This is a genomic window from Serratia sp. SCBI, from assembly GCF_000747565.1.
GTDB classification, from domain to species: Bacteria; Pseudomonadota; Gammaproteobacteria; order Enterobacterales; family Enterobacteriaceae; genus Serratia; species Serratia ureilytica.
Map to the genome: position 1 here is coordinate 3,782,995 of NZ_CP003424.1, position 22,703 is coordinate 3,805,697.

Sequence of the window (22,703 nt, forward strand, 5' to 3'; positions counted from 1 at the left end):
ACTATGCCGCTAAAAAACACTGCAACGAACAAACCGCAGGAAATCGCCGCCATCGACCTCGGGTCGAACAGTTTCCACATGGTGATCGCCCGCGTCGTCAACGGCGCCTTACAGGTATTGGGCCGTTTAAAACAGCGGGTGCACCTCGCCGACGGATTGGACAGCAACAACGTACTCAGTGAAGAGGCGATAGAACGCGGCCTGGCCTGCCTGGCGCTGTTTGCCGAACGGCTGCAGGGCTTCCCGGCGGATAACGTCACCATCGTCGGGACCCACACCCTGCGCCAGGCGGTGAACGCCGAAGTGTTCCTCAAGCGCGCCGCCAAAGTGATCCCCTACCCGATCGAAATCATCGCCGGCCAGGAAGAAGCGCGCCTGATCTTCATGGGCGTGGAGCACACTCAACCGGAGAAAGGCCGCAAGCTGGTGATCGACATCGGCGGCGGCTCGACCGAGCTGGTGATCGGCGAAGACTTCGAGCCGCTGCTGGCGGAAAGCCGCCGCATGGGCTGTGTCAGCTTCGCCCAGCTGTTCTTCCCCGGCGGCGAGATCAGCAAAAACAACTTCCGCCGCGCGCGGCTGGCGGCGGCGCAGAAGCTGGAAACGCTGGCCTGGCAGTACCGCATTCAGGGCTGGCAGTACGCGCTGGGCGCCTCGGGCACCATCAAGGCCGCCCACGAAGTGCTGGTGGCGATGGGCGAAAAAGACGGTCTGATCACCCTCGAACGCCTGGAAATGCTCGCCGAACAGGTGCTGCAGTTCAAAAGCTTCAGCTCACTGAGCCTGCCGGGGCTGTCGGAAGATCGCCAATCGGTGTTCGTGCCGGGGCTGGCTATTCTGTGCGGCGTGTTCGATGCGCTGGCGATCCGCGATCTGCGCCTGTCTGACGGTGCGCTGCGCGAAGGCGTGCTGTATGAAATGGAAGGCCGCTTCCGCCACCAGGACATCCGCAGCCGCACCGCCAAAAGCCTGGCCGATCACTACAACATCGACCGCGAACAGGCCAAGCGAGTGCTGGAAACCACCGAACTGCTCTATTCGCAGTGGATGGCGCAAAACACCAAGCTGGTGCATCCGCAATTGGAAGCCCTGCTGAAATGGGCCGCCATGCTGCACGAAGTGGGGCTGAGCATCAACCACAGCGGCATGCATCGCCATTCGGCCTACATTCTGCAAAACTCCAACCTGCCTGGCTTTAACCAGGAACAGCAGCTGCTGTTGGCGGCGTTGGTGCGTTTCCACCGCAAGGCGATCAAGCTGGAAGAGCTGCCGCGCCTCAACCTGTTCAAAAAGAAACACTACCTGCCGCTGATCCAACTGCTGCGTCTGAGCACCCTGCTCAACAACCAACGCCAGTCGACCACCACGCCGGAAACGCTGCGCCTGACCACCGACGACAACCACTGGACGCTGCGCTTCCCGGCCGGCTACCTGGCGCAAAACAACCTGGTGCAGTTGGACTTCGAGCGCGAGCAGGCCTACTGGAACGACGTCGTCGGCTGGAAGCTGCTGATCGACGAAGAAGGTTCGCAAGACGAACAGCGCTCCGCCTGATCCCCCGCCCCCTGCCAGCCAGGGGGTTTTTCTTTCCGCCCCCGCTCCGCCAACCTAAACGAAACCCTAATACGGCGCGCCGCTCGCCGGAAAAAAATGGACAACTTTTGTCATCAGCGCCTAAAATCCGGTTACAAATTCTCGAGCGAATAACACAGGACACCGGCATACCGGGTGATATATGCGCAAGAAAACCACCGGACAGATGACGAAGATAGTGTTGTTTATCAGCTTTATCATTTTAGTCGGCCGACTGCTGTACGCCGCCGTGGTGGCGGTGCCTCATCATCAGGAAAAAAAGCAGGCCGCTGCGCAAAACGCCGCCGAAGTCAGCGCGCCGCAACAGGACGCCTCCTCTGAATAACCGCCGCGCCCCGTCCGTTTCATAAAAATGACTCCGGCACTCGCTATGCTCTATCTTTTAATGAGCCTGCGTCAGGAACGCCGAGCGCCCGTTAAGGAACACCATGTCAGCCGCAACCCATAACGTCAAAAAAGTCGCTGAACACCGCCAGCGCATTCTCACTCTGTTGTTGAACAATAAGGAATTGGTCGACGGCATTCTCGGCCGGCCAGGGGATGAACACGCCCTCAGCCAAAGCGAACTGCTGAACCAAACGGCGGAAATTACCGGCCTGCTTGACGACATGCACGCCGCCGACCTGGCGGACCTGCTGGAAGCGCTGCCGCAGGACGAGCGCATGGCGCTGTGGCGGCTGGTGGGCAACAGCAAGCGCGGCCAGACGCTGGTGGAAGTCGCCGAACCGGTCTGGGACAGCCTGATCGAAGAAATGAGCGATAAAGACCTGCTCAAAGCGATCAAAACGCTGGACGTGGACGAACAGGCCTATCTGGCGCAATACCTGCCGCGTAACCTGATGGGCCGGTTGCTGACCTCGCTGGAGCCGGAGCAGCGCGCTCAGGTGCGCGAGATGAGCCAGTACGCCAAAGACAGCGTCGGCTGGATGATGGATTTCGAACTGGTGACGGTGCGGCCGGACGTCACGCTCGGCGCGGTGCACCGTTTTTTGCGCATGCGCAAAACCATTCCCGACGCGACCGATAAACTGTTCGTCACCGATCGCAAAAATACCCTGCTGGGCGAACTGCCGCTCACCGCGGTGCTGCTGAACGACCCGGAAATCCCGGTACGCGAAGTGATGGACAGCGACCCCGCCACCTTTCAGCCTGAGGACAAGGCCGATGAAGCGGCCGGCGCGTTCGAACGTTATGACCTGATCAGCGCCCCGGTGGTTGACGCCAAAGGCAAACTGATGGGCCGCCTGACCATCGAAGAGATCGTCGACGCCGTCAACGAAGAGAGCGACACCAACCTGCGCCGCATGGGCGGTTTAAGCCCGGAAGAAGACGTGTTCGCCCCGGTCAGCAAAGCGGTCAAAACCCGCTGGGCCTGGCTGGCGATCAACCTCTGCACCGCATTCATCGCCTCGCGAGTGATCGGCCTGTTCGAGCACACCATTTCCCAGCTGGTGGCGCTGGCGGCGCTGATGCCGATCGTCGCCGGCATCGGCGGCAACACCGGCAACCAGACCATCACCATGATCGTGCGCGCGCTGGCGCTGCACCAGATTGAAGTCGGCAACATCTCGCGCCTGATGCTCAGAGAGCTGGGCGTCGCCATCATCAACGGCGTGGTGTGGGGCGGCATCATGGGCGTGATCACCTGGCTGCTGTACGGCGACGCGGCGATGGGCGGCGTGATGACGCTGGCGATGCTGCTCAACCTGCTGCTGGCGGCGCTGATGGGCGTGGTGATCCCGATGACCATGCTCAAACTGGGCCGCGACCCGGCGGTCGGCTCGAGCGTGCTCATCACCGCGCTGACCGATACCGGCGGCTTCTTCATCTTCCTCGGTCTCGCCACCCTGTTCCTGCTGTAAGACGCTCAAAGCCGGCCCCGCGCCGGCTTTTTCGTCATTCTGTCGCCGGGTTTGCGCTAACGCAGTAAAGTCGGCCCTCCCGGTAGGTTTTCCTCCCGCGCTGTACTACCCTTTTTCAATAAATCATCTTGATTCATCCACGTCATGAATCCAATCACAGGCAGAGGTCATCGGTAAGGATGTCTATGGATATCAGCGCGCCGAACGCGTTCGGCACACACAAAGGCGTTATGCTGACACATTCTCTGTTCGTGGCGCTGGCGACATTTTTGCTCGCCTTGCTGAGCCTGTCGTTATCCAGTGAGGCTCATCACTTCACGCCGCTGTGGTTCCCGACCGCCGCCGCGATCGCCGTGCTGTATCGCCATCCCCCGCGTCATTGGGGTTTGCCGCTGCTGGCCAGCGGCACAGGCATCGTGCTCGCCAGCTTCCTGCTGTTCGGCCTCAGCGCCATTCCCGTCAAGCTGGCCGCCATCAACCTGCTGGAAGCGGCAGTATGCGCTCTGCTGCTGCGCCGCACGCTGCCGGCGATCGATCCGCTGAGCGATCTGGGCTGTTGGCTGCGCTTCGTGGTCTGCGCGGTGATATTTACCCCGTTGTTCAGCGCGCTGCTGGCCGCCGGACTGACCCCCACGCCGGACCAAACGTTTTGGCAATCGTTCGGCACCTGGTTCATCTCTGAGGCGATAGGGGTGCTGTCGCTGGCGCCGCTCGGGCTCACCTATCACCGCCGCCTGTTGGCAGGGCTGAATCCGTATCCGCTGCTATTGACCCTGATGGGCTCGCTGGCCTTCAGCTATCTGGCGCTGACACATCTGCCCTTCCCCTTTACCTTCGTCATCCTGCCGCTGCTGTGGGCGGCTATCGCGCTGTCGCGCTTCGAAACCTTCACCGTCTGTTTCTGCACTCTCTTGCTGATCACCGTCCTGCTGTCGCTGGGCCTGCTGCGCCTTCAGTCTTCCCAGCACACTTTCCTGGGCGAACTCGGCCTCTATCTGCCGATGTTGCTGATCCTGATCCCGGCGCACGCCATGGCGATGGTGATGCACACCTTCCGGGTGGAAAAGCAACATATCGTCGAGAGCGAAAGCCGCTTTCGCAGCGCGCTGGAGTATTCCGCCATCGGCATGGCGCTGGTGTCGCCGGAGGGCAAATGGCTGCAGGTTAACCAGGCGCTGTGCAAGCTGCTCGGCTATCCGCCCGAAAGACTTTATCGCCTGACCTTTCAAGAGATCACCCACCCGGACGATCTGAACGCCGACCTGACCCAACTGCACGAACTGCTCGACGGCCATATCAGCAGCTACACCATGGAGAAGCGCTATATCCGCAGCGACGGCCAGACGGTTTGGGCGCTGCTGGCGGTCTCGCTGGTGCGCGACGGCGAAGGCCGGCCGTTGTACTTCATCTCTCAGGTGGAGGACATCAGCGACCTTAAGCGCAGCGAGGCGGAGAACAACCGGTTGGTGGAGCGCATCACGCTGGCCAACCAGGTGGGCGGCGTCGGCATCTGGGAATGGGTGATGAGCCAGGAAAACTTCACCTGGGATCAGCGCATGTTCGAACTCTACGATCTCACCCCCGACCAAACGCCGACGCTGGCGTTGTGGCGCACCCTGCTGGTGCCGGAAGATCGCGAGCGCACCGATCGCGAGCTGGCCGAGATCCTGGCGCAGCCGCGGCCATTCATCATGGAGTTTCGCATCACTACGCGCAGCGGCAAAGTGCGCCATATCCGCGGCCAGGGCAACGTGATCCTCGACGATCAGGGCCGGCCGCTGCGCCTGATCGGCACCAATATCGACATGACCGAGCTCAAGAGCCTCGCCGAGGCGCTGCACGAAGAGAAAGAGCGCCTGCACATCACCCTCGACGCCATCGGCGAAGGGGTGATCTCCACCGACAGCCACCTGCGCATCACCTTTATGAATCCGGTGGCGGAACAGATGTGCGGCTGGCCGCTCGAATTGGCGATCGGCATGCCCGTCGCCGGCGTGGTGCGCCTGACCAACGGCAAAGACGGCCCGGAAATCGAAAACCTCACGCAATACCCACGGCAATGGCCGGCGGATTATGCGCTGGTGCTGCACAGCCGCGACGGGCGTTATTTCGACGTACAGCAGTCGGTCTCACCGCTGAAAACCCTCGACGGGGAAACCATGGGCGCGGTGATGGTGCTGCAGGACGTCACCGCCTCGCGCGAACTGATGAAAAAACTCAGCTACAGCGCCTCGCACGATGCGCTGACCGGATTGCCGAACCGCACCCGCTTCGAGAAACAGCTGAAAGCGGCGATCGTCGCCGGCGGGGAACCGTCATCGCCGCATTCACTGGTGTTCCTCGATCTGGATCGGTTCAAGGCGGTGAACGACACCGCCGGCCATGCGGCGGGCGATGCCCTGCTGCGGGACATCGCCCAGCTGATGCGGCATCAGCTGCGCCATAGCGATTGCCTGGCCCGGCTGGGCGGCGACGAGTTCGGTCTGATCCTGTACGACTGCCGGCTGGAACAGGCCAAATCGCTGGTGCAGCAAGTGGTTAATCAAATCAGCCAGCACCCGTTCTACTGGGAAGGGAAGATTTACCGCGTCGGCGCCAGCGCCGGCATCACGCGCATCAGCGCCGACGCCAAAAGCAGCGAACTGCTGGCGCAGGCCGATATCGCCTGCTACACCGCCAAGCACCAGGGGCGCGGCCAGGTTTATCTGTACGAAACGCGGCAGAAACAGCTGCTGGAGCGGCAGCACGAGGTGCTGAGCCTGCAGGAAGTGCAGACGATCATCAGCGAGGGGCAACTGCGGCTGCTGACTCACGCGGTCGCGCCGCCGGCGACGCCGCTGTCGGCCGCGTTTCACCAGGTGAAGCTGCAGGTGATGGCGCCGGACGACCGCCCGCTGTCGCACGAGGCGTTCATCGCCGCCGCGCAGCTGTACGGCCTGATGCCGGACATCGACCGCTGGACGGCGGCGCAACTGCTGGTGAAATATGCCGACGACATCAAACGCAAAGGGCTGTCGCTCGCGCTACCGCTGGCCATCGACAGCCTGCTGAGCGCCGACTTCCAGCGCTACCTGACTGAAACGGTGCGCGCTTCCTCGCTGCCGCCGCAGGCGCTGCTGTTCAGCGTCGATGAGGCCGCGATACTGGAGCACGCCGCGCAGTGTCGGGCATTTCTCCGCGAACTGCAGCAGCAGGGCTGCCGGCTGATCGTCAACGGCTTCGGGCATAACATCAATGCGTTCGATGAGCTCAGCGACCAGAGGATCGACATCATTCGCATCGATGAGCGCTTTATCACCAACGTGCACTGCAACCAGATGGACGAGCTGATGGTCTCGATGCTCAACGGCGCGGCGCATCGCATTAAAGCGCAGACCTTCGCCGGACCGGCTCACCAGCCGGTGACGCTGCAGGCGCTGCGCGACATTGGCGTCGATCTGGCGGACGGCGACCAGGTGGCGCTGGAGCAGCCGCTGGCGGTGTTGCTCAGCGACGGCTATTTCGGCATCCGTTAACCCTCTCCCCCCACTCAGGCGCCGTCTCCCGGGCGGCGCCTCGCATCTCGTTCGTTACATGATATTAACCAAGACAAGATTAGTGATATAAATAACACCTGAAGCTTAAACGATTAAGTAAGATGAAATCCCCATGCGAACATCGACGTATCCGTTGATTTTCCTCGACAGGTGATGGCTCAGAGACAAGGGACTATGGAAAAGAAATGGTTTTCCGCCAGGGAACTGATGGGTAAGGCGGGGTTGCCCTCAACCCCGCAAGGGGTCAATTTGATGGCCCGGCGCGAAGGCTGGGTCAGTCGCCGCCGCAGCGGCGTACAGGGCAAAGCGCTGGAATACCATATCGACAGTCTGCCGTTCGGCGCGCGCAGTCTGTCGGCGTTGCGCGAAACCGACCATCCGGATTACGACGTCAAACGTCAGGATCCGGTACGGGTCTGGATCGAGTATTACTATCACCTCACGCCGGCCGAACGGGAAAAGCTGCTGGCGTTCCTGATGCGTGAAGGCATGAGCCGCCTGCTGCAGCTGATCGAGTCTCCCCGCTAGCCGCGTTCAACTCTCCGCTTCCGGCGCCCAGCCGCCGTTGTGCCATAGATGCAGCGTGGCGTAAGAGCGCCACGGGCGCCAGCGCTCGGCGTAGCGTTCAATCTGGCGCGGCGTCATGCCGGGGAAACGCTGTTTGATCAGGTAGTCGCCGGCCAAGAACACGTCCGGCCACGACCAGGCGCGCATCGCGATATAGCTGGCGGTCCAGTTGCCGATACCCGGCAGCGCGGTCAGCGCCTTGATGCCCTGTTCGATATCCAGCACGTTGTCGAGCTGCAGCCGCCCTTCCCCCAGCGCGCGGGCGATCTCGATCAGCGCCGCCGCGCGCTTCACTTGCACCCCGAGCGGGCGCAGTTCTTCAGGCTGCAGCTGCGCCACCCGTTCTGCTGTGGGGAAAACGTGGGTGATGCCCTCATGCGGCGTCGCCAGCGCTTCGCCCCAGCGTTCGGCCATCCGCCCGGCGAAGGTCGCCGCCATTTTCACGCTGACCAACTGCCCCAGCACCGCACGCGCCGCCTGCTCGAAACTGTTCACGCAGCCCGGCAGGCGCAGCCCCGGCGCATCGGCCGCCAGCGAGCCCAGCGCCTCATTGATGCGATCCGGCGCGGCGTCCAGATCAAACAGCAGGCGCACCCGGCGCAACACCTCCGTCGTCACCAGACTGAGCGTCGGCGCAATCTCGACCCGAACCCGATTGCGCGCCTCTTCCGGCTGCACGCTGAGCCAGCCGCGGTGTTCCGTGCCGCCCTGGCTGACGGCGATCGAGCGCAGGTAGCGGCGCCCCTCGACCCGCTCCACGCCCTGCACGGCGCGCGCCTGCAAGAAATTCAGCATGCGCGCCCAGTCATAGGGCGGCCGATAGCCCAGGTGAAACACCAACCCGCTGGCGGCGGCCCGTTCACCGCGCGCGCCGCCGCTGCGCAGCGCCGACGGGATCAGGCGGTAACGCGCCTTGAACAGCTCGTTGAAACGCCGCAGGCTGCCGAAACCGGCGGCGAACGCCACCTCGCTGAGCGGCAGATCGGTGTCCGCCAGCAAGCGCTTGGCCTGCAGCAACCGATGCGACTGCGCGTAGTCGATCGGCGAAGCGCCAAACTGTTCGGCGAAGATGCGCCGCAGATGGCGATCGGAAATGCCCAGCCGCGCCGCCAGCGCTTCGCAGCTGTGTTCGGACAGATACCCCTGCTCGATGAGCTGCACCGCTACCTGGGCATAGCGGTTGCCCAGATCGATCAGCGCCAGGCCGGGCGCCAGTTCCGGTCGGCATTTGAGGCAGGGGCGAAACCCCGCCAGTTCAGCCGCCGCCGCGCTCGGATAAAAGGTGCAGTTTTCCAGCTTTGGCGTGCGGGCGCTGCACACCGGACGACAATAGATGCCGGTGGAAGAGACGCCGACGAAAAAACGGCCGTCGAATTTTCGGTCACGCGCGCGCAGCGCGTCGTACAACGCTTGCTGTTGAGTATTCATGGCAACGCTCGGGTTCGGTTTTTTCTGCATTATGGGACTCGGCTAGCGCGCTGACGTGCGGAATTCGGACATTAAGTTACGCACCTTCCCACCGTCCAGATTAGCGATTGTCTTTAATGATTATGCGTCTGAACAGCGTTCAGACGCACCATTTTCACCGCCACCGACATAAAGCCCGCTGCCCGACGACTTATTGCCCCTGGCGCGGTACCCCCAATGCCCGGCGCATCAGCCCATCGAAGGCGCGATCGGACAACAAGCGCCGCAGAAAAATCAGCGGTTTCGCGCCAAACCCCACGGCATAGCGCGTTTTCGGACGATGGGCGACGACGGCTTTGGCGATCGTATCGGCAATCACGCTCGGCGGCGATTGCCGTTTCTTGCTGGCGTCGCTGACCATGGCGTGGGCGACAGCGTGAGCCTGAGCGGCGTACTCGCTCTGGCCGGAAACGCCGATCAGTTTTTCCGCGGCGATATCCGCCCATTCACTCTGGATGCCGCCGGGTTCGATCACCACGACGTCGATGCCGAAAGGTTGTACCTCCATGCGCAAACAGTCGCTGATGGCCTCCAAGGCGAATTTGGTGCCGTGATACCATCCGCCCAGCGGCGTATGTATTTTCCCGCCCATCGACGTAATATTGATGACGGTGCCGGAGCGCTGCGCTCGCATGTGCGGCAAAATCAGCTGCGTCAGCCGAACCGCACCGAACACATTCACATCAAATTGAGCGCGAGCCTCATCCGCAGAAACGTCTTCAATAGCGCCATAGGAGCCGTAACCGGCGTTATTGACCAACACATCGATACGCCCCGTTTCGGCGATGATGGTCTTTACCGCCTGCGCCATGGAAGCATCGTCGGTGACGTCCAACGGCAAAACGCGAATGCCGGCGGCAGCCAGAGCCTGCATGCGTTCAACCCGGCGGGCGGCCGCATAAACGGTATGCCCGCGCTGCTTTAACGTGACGGCGGTGGCTTCGCCAATACCGGACGAGGCGCCGGTCACCAGGATCACTTTGGACTTCATACTGACTGCTCCTTATTAGGATGATTGCGTTGGCGACTGCCTGCGCAGTCTGTATGTTGTCCACTTTAAGCGACGGGCCCTGCCGCAACCATGTCGAACCGCGCCAATCAACTCGCAGAATGCGCCAACGTGAACAGCGCCTCTCGGCTAATTCAGCCGCATCGCCTGGCGAGCCGCTTCCGGCGTTTGCCCTGTCCATTCGTGAAAGGCGCGGAAGAAAGAGTTCGGCTCTTCAAAACCGAGCAAAAAGGCAATCTCTCCGCTGGTAAGGGTCGAATGCTTAAGATAGTGGCGCGCCAATTTTTCCCGGGTGCCGTTGCTCAGCGAACGAAAACTCTCGCCCTCATCTTCCAGACGCCGCTGCAGCGTCCGGCGGCTCATGCCCAATCTTGCCGCCACCGCGTCGATGCCGGCGGTATTGCTGGGAATCAACTCCAGCAGCACCGCACAAACGCGCTCTCCAGTGGTTGCCGTGGCGTCCAGTTCACTGAGGCGACGACGCAGCTCGGGTTCGAAAACGCGCCACATGCCCTCATTCACTGTCAAAAAGGGACGCAAGGCATCTGCGGAGGAGAAAGTAATGCCCGGCCCTGCCCCAGGCGTTACCGCGCAGCCGAAGAAGGCTGCCAAGGGGCGTGAAAGGGCTGCAGGCGGCAGTTCAGGCAAGGTGATACGGCGCGCTTTTACCGGTTCGCGCGTGGCAAGCTGCGCCAGCCGAACATAAAATGCCAGCTCAGCCACCAGTAAAGACGCCGGTACCGCCTCCTCCGCCAACAACCAGCGGGGTGAAATCGTCATTTCGCCTTCAGGGCCGATGGCGAGCTCCAGGCTCATCGGCGCCGTAAGTTGCTTGTATTTCGCTAACCGCTGGACAGCTTGCGCCAGATTGGCGCTGCACAGGGCGGCGAATATCGGAGGGTCAAACGATTCCGTTGACATCAGCGCAACGATTTTCAACGGAAACAACGGGTCGCCCGTTCCTTCCTCCATCGCGCGCCAGAAGCGGAAATATTCTTCCGTAGTGATCCCTTCAGCGGTGCGTGACAACAGATCTTCAGGCAATGCAGCCCGGCGTAAAACATCCGTCGGCTGGAGCCCCAGATCTTTCAGCAGGGTTCTCCAGCCGATATTCATGAGAAAGGTCGAGTTGCGCGTCATGAAATCCTCATCACAGAGTCATAGGGAAAGGCATTCCCCGCTCGGAATACCTGTTGAGTATAAAGAAATGGCGTGCGTCTTGATGGGCGAAGCACGCCATTTTCATAGCCGACTGTGCCATTGCTGCGGCTTGAGCGTTATCCGCACTGAGAAAGTTCGCGCAAGCCGCCGCGCCCGCTAAATTTTTCGACACTCGCGCATTGGCGCATTGCCCGCCGGCCCCGTCTCGGGTAAAGTCGCCCCCTTCATTGGCATGGGGACAAAAAAGAGATGTTTATTGGATTCGATTACGGGACAGCCAACTGTTCCGTTGCAGTGATGCGCGACCACGGCCCCGAGCTGTTGACGCTGGAAAACAACGCGCCCTATCTGCCTTCGATGCTGTGCGCGCCGACCCGCGAAGCGGTGAGCGAATGCCTGCACCGCCATTGGCAGATCCCGACCGGCAGCGAAGAAAACCAGCAGCTGCTGCGCCGCGCCATCAGTTACAACCGCGAAGAAGACATTCCGGTCAACGGCGACAGCGTGCTGTTCGGCCTGCAGGCGCTGGCGCACTATATGGAAGATCCGGAAGAGGTGTACTTCGTGCGCTCGCCGAAGTCCTTCCTCGGCGCCAACGGCCTGAAACCACAGCAGATCGCGCTGTTCGAAGACCTGGTGTGCGCCATGATGTTCCACATCAAACGCCAGGCGGAAAATGTGCTGCAAACCGGCATCGATCAGGCGGTGATCGGCCGGCCGATCAACTTCCAGGGCATCGGCGGCGACGAAGCCAACCGGCAGGCGCAGGGCATTCTGCAACGCGCCGCCGAACGCGCCGGTTTCAAGGACATTGAATTCCAGTTCGAGCCGGTGGCGGCGGGGCTGGACTTCGAAGCGACGCTGAGCGAAGAGCAAACCGTGCTGGTGGTGGACATCGGCGGCGGCACCACCGACTGCTCGGTGCTGCTGATGGGGCCGCAGTGGCGCAACCGCGCCGATCGCCAGCAGAGCCTGCTGGGCCACAGCGGCTGCCGGGTCGGCGGTAACGATCTGGACATCATGCTGGCCTTCAAGCAGCTGATGCCGCTGTTCGGCCTGGGTGGCGAAACCGCGAAAGGCATCGCCCTGCCGGCGCTGCCTTACTGGAACGCGGTGGCGACCAACGATGTGCCGGCGCAAAACGATTTCTACAGCGCCGCCAACGGCCGCGTGCTGCGCGATCTGATCCTCGACGCGGCGGAGCCGGAAAAGGTCAAGCGCCTGCTGAAAGTGTACCAGCAGCGCCTGAGCTATCGATTGGTGCGGGCGGCCGAAGAGAGTAAGATCGCCCTGTCCGGCCAAACGGCCATCAGCGCGCCGCTCAATTTCGTGCAGGCCGATCTGGCGGAGAACATCAGCCAGGATCAGCTCGCCGACGCCATCTCGCAGCCGTTGATGCGCATTCAGGAGCAGGTCAGCGCCGCGCTGGCCAGCAGCCAGACCGCGCCGCAGGTGATCTACCTGACCGGCGGCAGCGCGCGTTCGCCGCTGCTGCGCGCCGCGCTGCAACAGCAGCTGCCGGGCATTCCGATCGTCGGCGGCAACGACTTCGGCTCGGTCACCGCCGGGCTGGCGCGCTGGGCGCAAACGCTGTTCCGTTGACAGCCCGCGGGCGCGGCTCGCCGCGCCCTTGTTCATTGGAGGCTATGCATCATGTCGACCATCCTTACCCTCGACAGCGCCAGGCTGCGGCTGCGCCCCTGGCGCGACGACGACCTGCCGGCCTTCGCCGCGCTCAACGCCGATCCGCAGGTCATGCGCTATTTCCCGGCGACGATGACGGCCGAGGAAAGCCGCGCGCAGGCCGAACGCATCCGCGCCTTCCTGCAACAGCACGGCTGGGGGCTGTGGGCGGTGGAAGTGAAAAGCGGCGCGCCTTTTATCGGTTTTGTCGGGCTGGCGCGGCCGGGCGACGATCTGCCTTGCTCCCCCTGCGTGGAGATCGGCTGGCGGTTGGCGGCGGCCCACTGGGGCAACGGCTACGCCGCTGAGGCGGCGCGCGCCGCGCTGGCGTGCGCCTTCGACACGCTGCATTTGCCGGAAGTGGTGTCCTTCACCGCCGAAGATAACCAGCCGTCGCGCCGGGTGATGACGCGCATCGGTATGCGCTTCGACGGCGAAACCTTCCTGCACCCGCGTCTGCCGGCGGGCCATCCGCTGCAAAAGCACGTCTTGTACCGGCTGAACCGACAAACGTGGCGCGAACGCCACGGCGATTAATACAGCGTATCCTTCAGCCGCTGCGGCAGCGCGCTGTCGTACTCCTCACCATCGAAGCGCGTTTGGCTCACCGCAGCCAAAATATGGCCGGGGCTGGGCAGCGCCGAACGCTCGAGGCGGCTGGCCTCTTCCCATAACCCCGAACGCAAGATCGCCCGGCTGCACTGGAAGAACACCGCCTCCACCCGAATGCGCAGCACCGAACGCGGCAGCTGGTTGCGGTGGGCGAAACGCTGCAACACCGCCGGCGCCACCACGATCTCCGCCCGCCCGTTAATCCGCAGCGTTTCGCCGATGCCGGGGATCAGCAGCAGCAGCGCCACCCGGTTGTCGTGCAGGATATTGCGCAGGCTGTCGATGCGGTTATTGCCGCGCCGATCCGGCAACAGCAGGGTTTTCTCGTCTTCGATATGAATGAAACCGGCCGGATCGCCGCGCGGCGAGACGTCCATGCCGTCCGGCCCCACCGTCGAGAGGGCGGCGAACGGCGCCGCCTCGATAAACGGACGGTAAGCCGGGTGGATGTAGCTGACTTCTTTAAAAACCGAGGGCGCGGCGGGCTTGCCGTACAGCTGTTCCAGCGCCGCGAGGTCGTTGATGATATCGCCAGACATTGCAGTTTCCTGAATGAGTCATATTGACCCCTTCAGCATAGAGCAAAATCGCCGGCGGCTCTTACTCGGCGCTGGCGTGGTTCAGCGTCTGAATGTCGTCCGCATCCAGCGTCAGACGCGTGGCGCTGACCAACTCATCCAGCTGCGACAACGAGGTGGCGCTGACGATCGGCGCGGTGATGCTCGGGCGCGCGATCAGCCAGGCCAGCGAGACCTGCGCCACAGAGACGCCGTGTTTGCCCGCCACCTGATCCAGCGCCGCCAGGATGCGGAAACCGCGCGGGTTCAGGTAGCGTTCGACGATACGATCGCCGCGCTGACTTTTGCCCTCATCCGCTTTGCTGCGGTATTTGCCGGTCAGAAAGCCGCTGGCCAGCGCGAAGAAGTTGATCACCCCGAGGCCATGGCGCTGCGCCACCCCCTCCAGCTCGGCTTCATACCCTTCGCGCGCATACAGATTGTATTCCGGCTGCAGGGTTTCGTAGCGCGCCAATCCGTTGCTCTCGCTCACCCGCAGCGCTTCTTCCAGGCGATCCGCCTGATAGTTGGAGGCGCCGATCGCCCGCACCTTGCCGGCCTTAATCAACGCATCGAACGCCGCCAGCGTCTCTTCCAGCGGCGTATCGCGGTCATCGTCATGCGACTGATAAAGATCGATATAATCGGTTTGCAGGCGCCGCAGCGAATCTTCCACCGCCTGCTGAATATAGCGCGGCGACAGACCCTGTTTGCCTTCGCCCATCGGTTTACCCACCTTGGTGGCGATGATCACCTGGTCGCGCTTGCCGCTCTTCTTCAGCCATTCGCCGATGACGGTTTCCGATTCGCCGCCCCGGTTGCCCGGCGCCCAGCTGGAATAAACGTCGGCGGTATCGATAAAGTTGAGCTGATTGTCCACCAGCGCATCCAGCAGGCTGAACGAGGTCGCTTGATCCGCCGTCCAACCGAACACATTGCCGCCAAAGGTCAACGCCGGCACCTGAATGCCTGAGCGGCCCAATTCTCTGTTGCTCATCACCTGCTCCTGTGGGAAAAGATTCGCGGGTTAATTATTAGCGCCAACCAGGATAGAACGCTAAAACGGATTGGCTATAAGCTGAAACAAATCACTTATAAACATAGCACGCTCAAATCACCCACTTATTAGGACAATGCTGACGGTTCCTCCATATTTCCTTCATTTTTATGCCGTCCCCGCTGGCTAAACTAGTATCCTGTAAGGAGTGTCATTTTTGTGGCAATGAGTGCCCGCACCCCTGCCTTTTGGAGAGAATTTTCGCCGCCATGAATGCAAAACCCCAACGCCGTTCCCTGATGCCGCGCCTGCTGGTTGCGGCCATCCTGGTCATCGCCGCCGTCTTCGCCTGGCGTTATTTTAACGCCGCTCAACCGCCGGCCGGCACGGCCCCCCGATGTCGCCGGTGCAGGCCGCGACGGCCACGCAACAGACGGTGCCGCGCTATCTTTCCGGCTTGGGCACCGCCACCGCCGCCAATACCGTCACCGTCACCAGCCGGGTCGACGGCCAACTGATGGCGATCCACTTTACCGAAGGCCAGCAGGTCAAAGCCGGCGATCTGCTGGCTGAAATCGATCCCCGGCCGTTCCAGGTGCAACTGACCCAGGCGCAGGGGCAGTTGGCGAAAGATCAGGCCACGCTGGCCAACGCCCGACGCGATCTGGCGCGCTACCAGCAATTGGTGAAAACCAATCTGGTTTCCCGTCAAGAGCTGGATACGCAGGCCTCGCTGGTGCAGCAAACCGAAGGCGCCATCAAAGCCGATCAGGGCGCGGTCGACAGCGCCAAACTGCAGATCACCTACAGCCGCATCACTGCGCCAATCGACGGCCGCGTCGGGTTGAAACTGGTCGACGTCGGCAACTACGTCACCAGCGGCAGCACCAACGGTTTGGTGGTGATCACGCAGACGCACCCGATCGACGTGGTGTTCACGCTGCCCGAAGGCAACATCGCCGATCTGCTCAAGGCGCAAAAAGCCGGGCCGGTGAGCGTCGAAGCCTGGGATCGCACCAACCAGAACAAGCTGACGACCGGTTCGCTGCTGAGCCTGGACAACCAAATTGATACCGCCACCGGCACCATCAAGCTGAAAGCGCGCTTCGCCAACGAAGACGACGCGCTGTTCCCCAACCAGTTCGTCAACGCGCGGCTGCAGGTGGATACCCTGCACGATGCGGTGGTGATCCCGACCGCCGCGCTGCAGATGGGCAACGAAGGCAACTTCGTCTGGACGCTCAGCGAAGACAACAAGGTCAGCAAACACCGGGTCACCGCCGGCGTGCAGGACAGCCGGCAGGTGGTGATCAGCGCCGGCCTCAACGCCGGCGATCGGGTGGTGACCGACGGCATCGATCGCCTGACCGAAGGCATGCAGGTGGAAGTGCTGGCGCCGAACGACGCGCCTGCGGCGTCAAAAGCCAAGCGCGAACCTGACGTTCAGAGGAAGTCCTGATGCAGGTGATGCCACCGACCCGCGGCGGCGGCCCTTCCCGCCTGTTTATCCTGCGCCCGGTCGCCACCACCCTGCTGATGGTGGCGATACTGCTGGCGGGGATCATCGGCTATCGCGCGCTGCCGGTTTCCGCGTTGCCGGAAGTGGACTACCCGACCATCCAGGTGGTGACGCTGTACCCCGGCGCCAGCCCGGACGTGGTCACCTCCGCCATTACCGCGCCGCTGGAACGCCAGTTCGGCCAGATGTCCGGCCTGAAGCAAATGGCGTCGCAAAGCTCCGGCGGCGCCTCGGTGGTGACGCTGCAATTCCAGCTGGCGCTGCCGCTCGACGTCGCGGAGCAGGAAGTGCAGGCGGCGATCAACGCCGCCACCAACCTGCTGCCGAACGATCTGCCCTACCCGCCGATTTACAGCAAGGTTAACCCGGCCGATCCGCCGATCCTGACGCTGGCCGTCACCTCCACCGCCATGCCGATGACGCAGGTGGAAGACATGGTGGAGACGCGCGTGGCGCAGAAAATCTCTCAGGTGACCGGCGTCGGCCTGGTGACCCTGGCCGGCGGCCAACGCCCGGCGGTGCGTGTAAAACTGAACGCCGCGGCGGTCGCCGCCTATGGCCTGAACAGCGAAACCATCCGCACCGCCATCAGCAACGCCAACGTCAACTCGGCAAAAGGCAGCCTGGACGGCCCGACCCGCTCGGTCACCCTGTCCGCCAACGACCAAATGAAATCCGCCGACGACTATCGCCAGCTGATCGTCGCCTATCAGAACGGCGCGGCGATCCGCCTGCAGGATATCGCCACCATCGAACAAGGGGCGGAAAATACCCGACTGGCGGCCTGGGCCAACCAGCAACAGGCGATCGTGCTGAACATTCAGCGCCAGCCCGGCGTCAACGTCATCACCACCGCCGACAGCATCCGCGAAATGCTGCCGACGCTGATTAAAAGCCTGCCCAAGTCGGTCGACGTCAAGGTGTTGACCGATCGCACCACCACCATCCGCGCCTCGGTCAGCGACGTGCAGTTCGAGCTGCTGCTGGCGATCGCGCTGGTGGTGATGGTGATCTACGTGTTCCTGCGCAACGTGCCGGCGACCATTATCCCCAGCGTGGCGGTGCCGCTGTCGCTGGTCGGCACCTTCGCCGCCATGTATTTCCTCGGCTTCTCCATCAATAACCTGACGCTGATGGCATTAACCATCGCCACCGGTTTCGTGGTGGATGACGCCATCGTGGTGATCGAGAACATCTCACGCTACATCGAGAAAGGGGAAAAGCCGCTCGACGCCGCGTTGAAAGGGGCCGGCGAGATCGGCTTCACCATCATCTCGCTGACCTTCTCGCTGGTGGCGGTGCTGATCCCGCTGCTGTTCATGGGCGACATCGTCGGCCGCCTGTTCCGCGAGTTCGCCGTGACGCTGGCGGTGGCGATTTTGATCTCCGCCGTGGTATCGCTGACGCTGACGCCGATGATGTGCGCCCGCATGCTCAGCCACGAATCGCTGCGCAAGCAGAACCGCTTCTCCGCCGCCTCTGAGCGCTTTTTCGAGCGCGTGATCGCGCGATACGGCCAGTGGCTGAAAACGGTGCTTAACCACCCCTGGCTGACGCTCGGCGTGGCCGTGGGCACCCTGGCGCTGACGGTGTTGCTGTACCTGCTGATCCCGAAAGGCTTCTTCCCAGTGCAGGACAACGGCATCATTCAGGGCACGCTGGAGGCGCCGCAGAGCGTTTCGTTCAGCAACATGGCCGAGCGCCAGCAGCAGGTCGCGGCGCAGATCCTCAAAGATCCGGCGGTGGAAAGCCTGACCTCGTTCGTCGGCGTCGACGGCAGCAACGCCACGCTCAACAGCGGCCGGCTGCAGATCAACCTGAAGCCGCTGAGCGAACGCAGCGACCGCATTCCGGCGATCATCAGCCGGTTGCAGCAGCAAACGGCGCAGTTCCCCGGCGTGAAGCTGTACCTGCAGCCGGTGCAGGATCTGACCATCGATACCCAGGTCAGCCGCACCCAGTACCAGTTCACCCTGCAGGCGATGTCGCTGGACGATCTCAGCCTGTGGGTGCCGCAGCTGATGGATGAGCTGAAACAAACCCCGCAGCTGGCGGACGTCACCAGCGATTGGCAGGATCAGGGGCTGGTCGCCTACGTCAACGTCGATCGCGATTCGGCCTCGCGCCTCGGCGTCACCATGAGCGACGTGGACAATGCGTTGTACAACGCCTTCGGCCAACGCCTGATCTCCACCATCTACACCCAGGCCAATCAATACCGGGTGGTGTTGGAGCACGACGTCAGCGCGACGCCGGGGTTGGCGGCGCTCAATGAGATCCGTCTGAGCGGCAAGGACGGCGCCGTGGTGCCGTTGAGCGCCATCGCCAAAATCGAAGAACGGTTCGGCCCGCTGTCGGTCAACCACCTCGACCAATTCCCGTCGGCCACCGTCTCGTTCAACGTCGCCGCCGGCTACTCGCTCGGCGAAGCGGTAGACGCCGTCACCCAGGCAGAAAAAAATCTCGCCATGCCGAAAGACATCACCACCCAATTCCAGGGCGCGACGCTGGCCTTCCAGGCGGCGCTCGGCAGCACGCTGTGGCTGATTTTGGCGGCGGTGGTGGCGATGTATATCGTGCTGGGCGTGCTGTATGAAAGCTTCATTCATCCGGTGACCATCCTCTCCACCCTGCCGACCGCCGGGGTCGGCGCGCTGCTGGCGCTGATGCTGGCCGGCAGCGAACTGGACGTGATCGCCATCATCGGCATCATCCTGCTGATCGGCATCGTGAAGAAGAACGCCATCATGATGATCGACTTCGCGCTGGCGGCGGAACGCGAACAGGGCTTATCGCCGCGCGACGCCATTTATCAGGCCTGCCTGCTGCGTTTCCGGCCGATCCTGATGACCACGCTGGCGGCCTTGCTCGGCGCGCTGCCGCTGATGCTCAGCACCGGCGTCGGCGCGGAGCTGCGGCATCCGCTGGGCGTCTGTATGGTCGGCGGCCTGATCATGAGCCAGATCCTGACGCTGTTCACCACGCCGGTGATCTACCTGCTGTTTGACAAACTGGCGCGCAACACGCATCGCCAGCCGGATACGCAGGAGCTGCCGTGAAATTCTTCGCCCTGTTCATTCACCGGCCGGTGGCCACCACCCTGCTGACGCTGGCCATCGCCATCAGCGGCGCGATCGGTTTTCGCCTGCTGCCGGTGTCGCCGCTGCCGCAGGTGGATTTTCCGGTGATTTCGATCAGCGCGTCGCTGCCGGGCGCCTCGCCGGAAACCATGGCCTCCTCGGTGGCGACGCCGCTGGAGCGCGCGCTGGGCCGCATCGCCGGGGTCAATGAAATGACCTCGATGAGCTCGCTCGGCAGCACCCGGGTGATTTTGCAGTTCGATCTCAGCCGCGACATCAACGGCGCCGCGCGCGACGTGCAGGCGGCGATTAACGCCGCGCAAAGCCTGTTGCCGACCGGCATGCCGAGCCGCCCCAGCTATCGCAAGGTCAACCCTTCCGACGCGCCAATCATGATCCTGACGCTGACGTCGGACACCTACAGCCAGGGGCAGCTTTACGACTTCGCGTCCACCCAACTGGCGCAGAAGATCAGCCAGACCGAAGGCGTCGGCGACGTTTCCGTGGGCGGCAGCTCGCTGCCGGCGGTGCGCGTGGAGTTGAACCCTTCGGCGCTGTTCAATCAGGGCGTTTCGCTGGATGCCGTGCGGCAGGCCATCAGCAACGCCAACGTGCGCCGCCCGCAGGGCGCCGTCGAAAACCCGCAGCAACGTTGGCAAATCCAGGCCAACGACGCGCTGAAAACCGCCGACGCCTACCGCCCGCTGATCGTTCATTACAACAACGGTTCGGCGGTGCGGCTCGGCGACGTGGCCGAGGTCAAAGATTCGGTGCAGGACGTGCGCAACGCCGGGATGACCGACGCCAAGCCGGCGATCGTTCTGGCCATCAGCCGCGCGCCGGACGCCAACATCATCGAAACCGTCGATCGCATTCGCGCCGAGCTGCCCGCCTTGCAGGAGAATATCCCGGCCTCGATTCAACTCAACGTCGCGCAGGATCGCTCGCCGACCATTCGCGCGTCGCTGGCCGAGGTCGAACAGTCGCTGGCGATCGCCATCGGGCTGGTGATCCTGGTGGTGTTCATCTTCCTGCGCTCCGGCCGCGCCACGCTGATCCCGGCGGTCGCCGTGCCGGTGTCGCTGATCGGCTCGTTCGCCGCCATGTACCTGTGCGGCTTCAGCCTCAACAACCTGTCGCTGATGGCGCTGACCATCGCCACCGGCTTTGTGGTGGACGACGCCATCGTGGTGCTGGAAAACATTTCCCGCCACGTCGAGGCCGGCATGAAACCGATCAACGCCGCGCTGCTGGGCGCGCGGGAGGTCGGTTTCACCGTGCTGTCGATGAGCGTTTCGCTGGTGGCGGTGTTTATCCCGCTGCTGCTGATGGCGGGCCTGCCCGGCCGGCTGTTCCGCGAATTCGCCGTCACCCTGTCGGTGTCTATCGGGCTGTCGCTGATCGTCTCGCTGACGCTCACGCCGATGATGTGCGCCTATCTGCTGCGCCACCAGCCGGCGCGTTCGCAGCGGCGCGCGCGCGGCTTCGGCAAAATGCTGCTGGCGCTGCAGCAGGGATACGGACGCTCGCTGAACTGGGTGCTTGGCCACTCGCGCTGGGTGCTGGCGGTGTTCCTCGCCACCATTGCGCTCAACGTCTGGCTGTATATCAGCATCCCGAAAACCTTCTTCCCCGAACAGGATACCGGCCGCCTGATGGGCTTTATCCAGGCCGATCAGAGCATCTCGTTCCAGGCGATGCGCGGCAAACTGGAAGATTTCATGAAAATCGTGCGCGAAGATCCGGACGTGGAAAACGTCACCGGCTTTACCGGCGGCTCGCGCACCAACAGCGGCTCGATGTTCATCTCACTGAAACCGCTGTCGGTGCGCAGCGACGACGCGCAGAAAGTGATCGCCCGCCTGCGCGCTCGCCTGGCCAAAGAACCGGGCGCCAGCCTGTTCTTGATGGCGGTGCAGGATATCCGCGTCGGCGGCCGCCAGGCCAACGCCAGCTACCAATATACGCTGCTGGCGGATGACCTCGCCGCGCTGCGCGACTGGGAACCGAAGATCCGCGCTGCGCTGGCGGCATTGCCCGAGCTGGCGGACGTCAACTCGGATCAGCAGGATAAAGGCTCGGAGATGGATCTGGTCTACGATCGCGAGACCATGGCGCGCCTCGGCATTTCGGTGTCCGACGCCAACAACCTGTTGAACAACGCCTTCGGCCAGCGACAGATTTCGACCATCTATCAACCGCTCAACCAATACAAAGTGGTGATGGAAGTGGCGCCGCCTTACACTCAGGACGTCAGCTCGCTGGACAAAATGTTCATCATCAACAACGAAGGCAAGGCGATACCGCTCTCCTACTTCGCCAGTTGGCGACCGGCCAACGCGCCGCTGTCGGTCAACCATCAGGGGCTGTCCGCCGCCTCGACCATCTCCTTTAACCTGCCGGACGGCGGCAGCCTGTCGGACGCCACCGCCGCTGTCGAACGCACCATGACTCAGCTCGGCGTGCCGTCCACGGTGCGCGGCGCCTTCGCCGGCACCGCCCAGGTGTTCCAGGACACCCTGAAGTCGCAGCTGATCCTGATCCTGGCGGCGATCGCCACGGTGTATATCGTGCTCGGCGTGCTGTACGAGAGCTATATCCATCCGCTGACCATCCTCTCCACCCTGCCTTCCGCGGGCGTGGGGGCGCTGTTGGCGCTCGAGCTGTTCGGCGCGCCGTTCAGCCTGATCGCGCTGATCGGCATCATGCTGTTGATCGGCATCGTGAAGAAAAACGCCATCATGATGGTCGACTTCGCGCTCGAGGCGCAGCGCAACGGCGGCATCAGCGCCCGCGAGGCGATTTTCCAGGCCAGCCTGCTGCGCTTCCGGCCGATCCTGATGACCACACTGGCGGCGCTGTTCGGCGCGCTGCCGCTGGTGTTGACCAGCGGCGACGGCGCGGAGCTGCGCCAGCCGCTCGGCATCACCATCGCCGGCGGTCTGGTGATGAGCCAGTTGCTGACGCTGTACACCACGCCGGTGGTCTATCTTTACTTCGACCGGCTGCAGGCGAAGTTCCGCCGCAACAAGCAGCTGACCCCGCTGCCGCACTAATGGC

At 62.9% G+C, this 22,703-nt stretch carries 14 protein-coding genes and 1 pseudogene; 10 read left to right on the top strand and 5 right to left on the bottom strand.

Annotated elements, in window-relative coordinates:
- Positions 1-3: 3 nt before the first annotated feature.
- The 5 genes from ppx (at position 4) to SERRSCBI_RS17785 (ending at position 7,519) form a co-directional block, all read left to right on the top strand.
- Positions 4-1,554 (top strand): exopolyphosphatase, encoded by a 1,551-nt coding sequence (gene ppx / locus SERRSCBI_RS17765; RefSeq protein ID WP_033632396.1) that lies wholly within the window; start codon positions 4-6, stop codon positions 1,552-1,554.
- A gap of 181 nt (positions 1,555-1,735) precedes the next feature.
- A complete protein-coding gene (locus SERRSCBI_RS17770; protein ID WP_004941600.1) occupies positions 1,736-1,918 on the top strand; it encodes a YfgG family protein in 183 nt (60 codons plus the stop codon).
- Positions 1,919-2,021: 103 nt separating this feature from the next.
- Positions 2,022-3,455, top strand: coding sequence for a magnesium transporter (gene mgtE, locus SERRSCBI_RS17775; RefSeq protein WP_004941597.1), 1,434 nt, complete (start codon positions 2,022-2,024; stop codon positions 3,453-3,455).
- A 185-nt stretch (positions 3,456-3,640) separates the two neighbouring features.
- Positions 3,641-6,970, top strand: coding sequence for a diguanylate cyclase (locus SERRSCBI_RS17780; RefSeq protein WP_042785187.1), 3,330 nt, complete (start codon positions 3,641-3,643; stop codon positions 6,968-6,970).
- Between the two features lie 195 nt (positions 6,971-7,165).
- Positions 7,166-7,519 carry a DNA-binding protein gene (locus SERRSCBI_RS17785; protein WP_033644048.1) on the top strand — a complete coding sequence of 118 codons (354 nt, stop codon included), beginning with the start codon at positions 7,166-7,168 and terminating at the stop codon, positions 7,517-7,519.
- 6 nt (positions 7,520-7,525) lie between these two features.
- On the opposite strand, the gene alkA is transcribed toward SERRSCBI_RS17785, so the two are convergent.
- The 3 genes from alkA to SERRSCBI_RS17800 form a co-directional block, all read right to left on the bottom strand.
- Positions 7,526-9,016, bottom strand: coding sequence for a DNA-3-methyladenine glycosylase 2 (alkA, locus tag SERRSCBI_RS17790; RefSeq protein ID WP_033644049.1), 1,491 nt, complete (start codon positions 9,014-9,016; stop codon positions 7,526-7,528).
- Positions 9,017-9,176: 160 nt separating this feature from the next.
- Positions 9,177-10,016, bottom strand: coding sequence for an oxidoreductase (locus SERRSCBI_RS17795; RefSeq protein WP_042785188.1), 840 nt, complete (start codon positions 10,014-10,016; stop codon positions 9,177-9,179).
- Between the two features lie 147 nt (positions 10,017-10,163).
- Positions 10,164-11,174: an AraC family transcriptional regulator gene (locus SERRSCBI_RS17800; protein WP_033644051.1), complete on the bottom strand. Its 1,011-nt coding sequence runs from the start codon at positions 11,172-11,174 to the stop codon at positions 10,164-10,166.
- A 270-nt stretch (positions 11,175-11,444) separates the two neighbouring features.
- On the opposite strand from SERRSCBI_RS17800, the gene yegD reads away from it, so the two are divergent.
- Together yegD and SERRSCBI_RS17810 are read left to right on the top strand one after the other, a co-directional pair.
- Positions 11,445-12,797, top strand: coding sequence for a molecular chaperone (gene yegD, locus SERRSCBI_RS17805; protein WP_033644053.1), 1,353 nt, complete (start codon positions 11,445-11,447; stop codon positions 12,795-12,797).
- Between the two features lie 51 nt (positions 12,798-12,848).
- Positions 12,849-13,415, top strand: coding sequence for a GNAT family N-acetyltransferase (locus SERRSCBI_RS17810; RefSeq protein ID WP_033651544.1), 567 nt, complete (start codon positions 12,849-12,851; stop codon positions 13,413-13,415).
- Here the strand turns inward: SERRSCBI_RS17810 and SERRSCBI_RS17815 are convergent.
- Positions 13,412-14,029, bottom strand: a complete 618-nt coding sequence (locus SERRSCBI_RS17815) for a pyridoxamine 5'-phosphate oxidase family protein (protein ID WP_033651545.1) — start codon at positions 14,027-14,029, stop codon at positions 13,412-13,414. The genes SERRSCBI_RS17810 and SERRSCBI_RS17815 overlap by 4 nt on opposite strands.
- A gap of 61 nt (positions 14,030-14,090) precedes the next feature.
- Positions 14,091-15,044: an aldo/keto reductase gene (locus SERRSCBI_RS17820; protein WP_042785189.1), complete on the bottom strand. Its 954-nt coding sequence runs from the start codon at positions 15,042-15,044 to the stop codon at positions 14,091-14,093.
- Positions 15,045-15,313: 269 nt separating this feature from the next.
- Here SERRSCBI_RS17820 and SERRSCBI_RS17825 point away from each other — a divergent pair.
- From SERRSCBI_RS17825 to mdtC, 3 genes and pseudogenes are all read left to right on the top strand, one after another.
- Positions 15,314-16,503: pseudogene (locus tag SERRSCBI_RS17825) on the top strand (MdtA/MuxA family multidrug efflux RND transporter periplasmic adaptor subunit).
- Complete coding sequence (locus SERRSCBI_RS17830; RefSeq protein WP_033644058.1) at positions 16,503-19,622, top strand: MdtB/MuxB family multidrug efflux RND transporter permease subunit; 3,120 nt, start codon at positions 16,503-16,505, stop codon at positions 19,620-19,622. Before SERRSCBI_RS17825 ends, SERRSCBI_RS17830 begins: the two are co-directional and overlap by 1 nt.
- On the top strand, positions 19,619-22,699 hold the full coding sequence (gene mdtC / locus SERRSCBI_RS17835) for a multidrug efflux RND transporter permease subunit MdtC (RefSeq protein ID WP_042785190.1): 3,081 nt from the start codon (positions 19,619-19,621) through the stop codon (positions 22,697-22,699). The genes SERRSCBI_RS17830 and mdtC overlap by 4 nt, the downstream gene beginning before the upstream one ends.
- The last annotated feature ends 4 nt before the right edge of the window (positions 22,700-22,703 follow it).

Coding starts and splice junctions, on each gene's coding strand:
- ppx (WP_033632396.1), top strand. CDS start 4: ATGCCGCTAAAAAACACTGCAACGAACAAACCGCAGGAAATCGCCGCC.
- SERRSCBI_RS17770 (WP_004941600.1), top strand. CDS start 1,736: ATGCGCAAGAAAACCACCGGACAGATGACGAAGATAGTGTTGTTTATC.
- mgtE (WP_004941597.1), top strand. CDS start 2,022: ATGTCAGCCGCAACCCATAACGTCAAAAAAGTCGCTGAACACCGCCAG.
- SERRSCBI_RS17780 (WP_042785187.1), top strand. CDS start 3,641: ATGGATATCAGCGCGCCGAACGCGTTCGGCACACACAAAGGCGTTATG.
- SERRSCBI_RS17785 (WP_033644048.1), top strand. CDS start 7,166: ATGGAAAAGAAATGGTTTTCCGCCAGGGAACTGATGGGTAAGGCGGGG.
- alkA (WP_033644049.1), bottom strand. CDS start 9,016: ATGCAGAAAAAACCGAACCCGAGCGTTGCCATGAATACTCAACAGCAA.
- SERRSCBI_RS17795 (WP_042785188.1), bottom strand. CDS start 10,016: ATGAAGTCCAAAGTGATCCTGGTGACCGGCGCCTCGTCCGGTATTGGC.
- SERRSCBI_RS17800 (WP_033644051.1), bottom strand. CDS start 11,174: ATGACGCGCAACTCGACCTTTCTCATGAATATCGGCTGGAGAACCCTG.
- yegD (WP_033644053.1), top strand. CDS start 11,445: ATGTTTATTGGATTCGATTACGGGACAGCCAACTGTTCCGTTGCAGTG.
- SERRSCBI_RS17810 (WP_033651544.1), top strand. CDS start 12,849: ATGTCGACCATCCTTACCCTCGACAGCGCCAGGCTGCGGCTGCGCCCC.
- SERRSCBI_RS17815 (WP_033651545.1), bottom strand. CDS start 14,029: ATGTCTGGCGATATCATCAACGACCTCGCGGCGCTGGAACAGCTGTAC.
- SERRSCBI_RS17820 (WP_042785189.1), bottom strand. CDS start 15,044: ATGAGCAACAGAGAATTGGGCCGCTCAGGCATTCAGGTGCCGGCGTTG.
- SERRSCBI_RS17830 (WP_033644058.1), top strand. CDS start 16,503: ATGCAGGTGATGCCACCGACCCGCGGCGGCGGCCCTTCCCGCCTGTTT.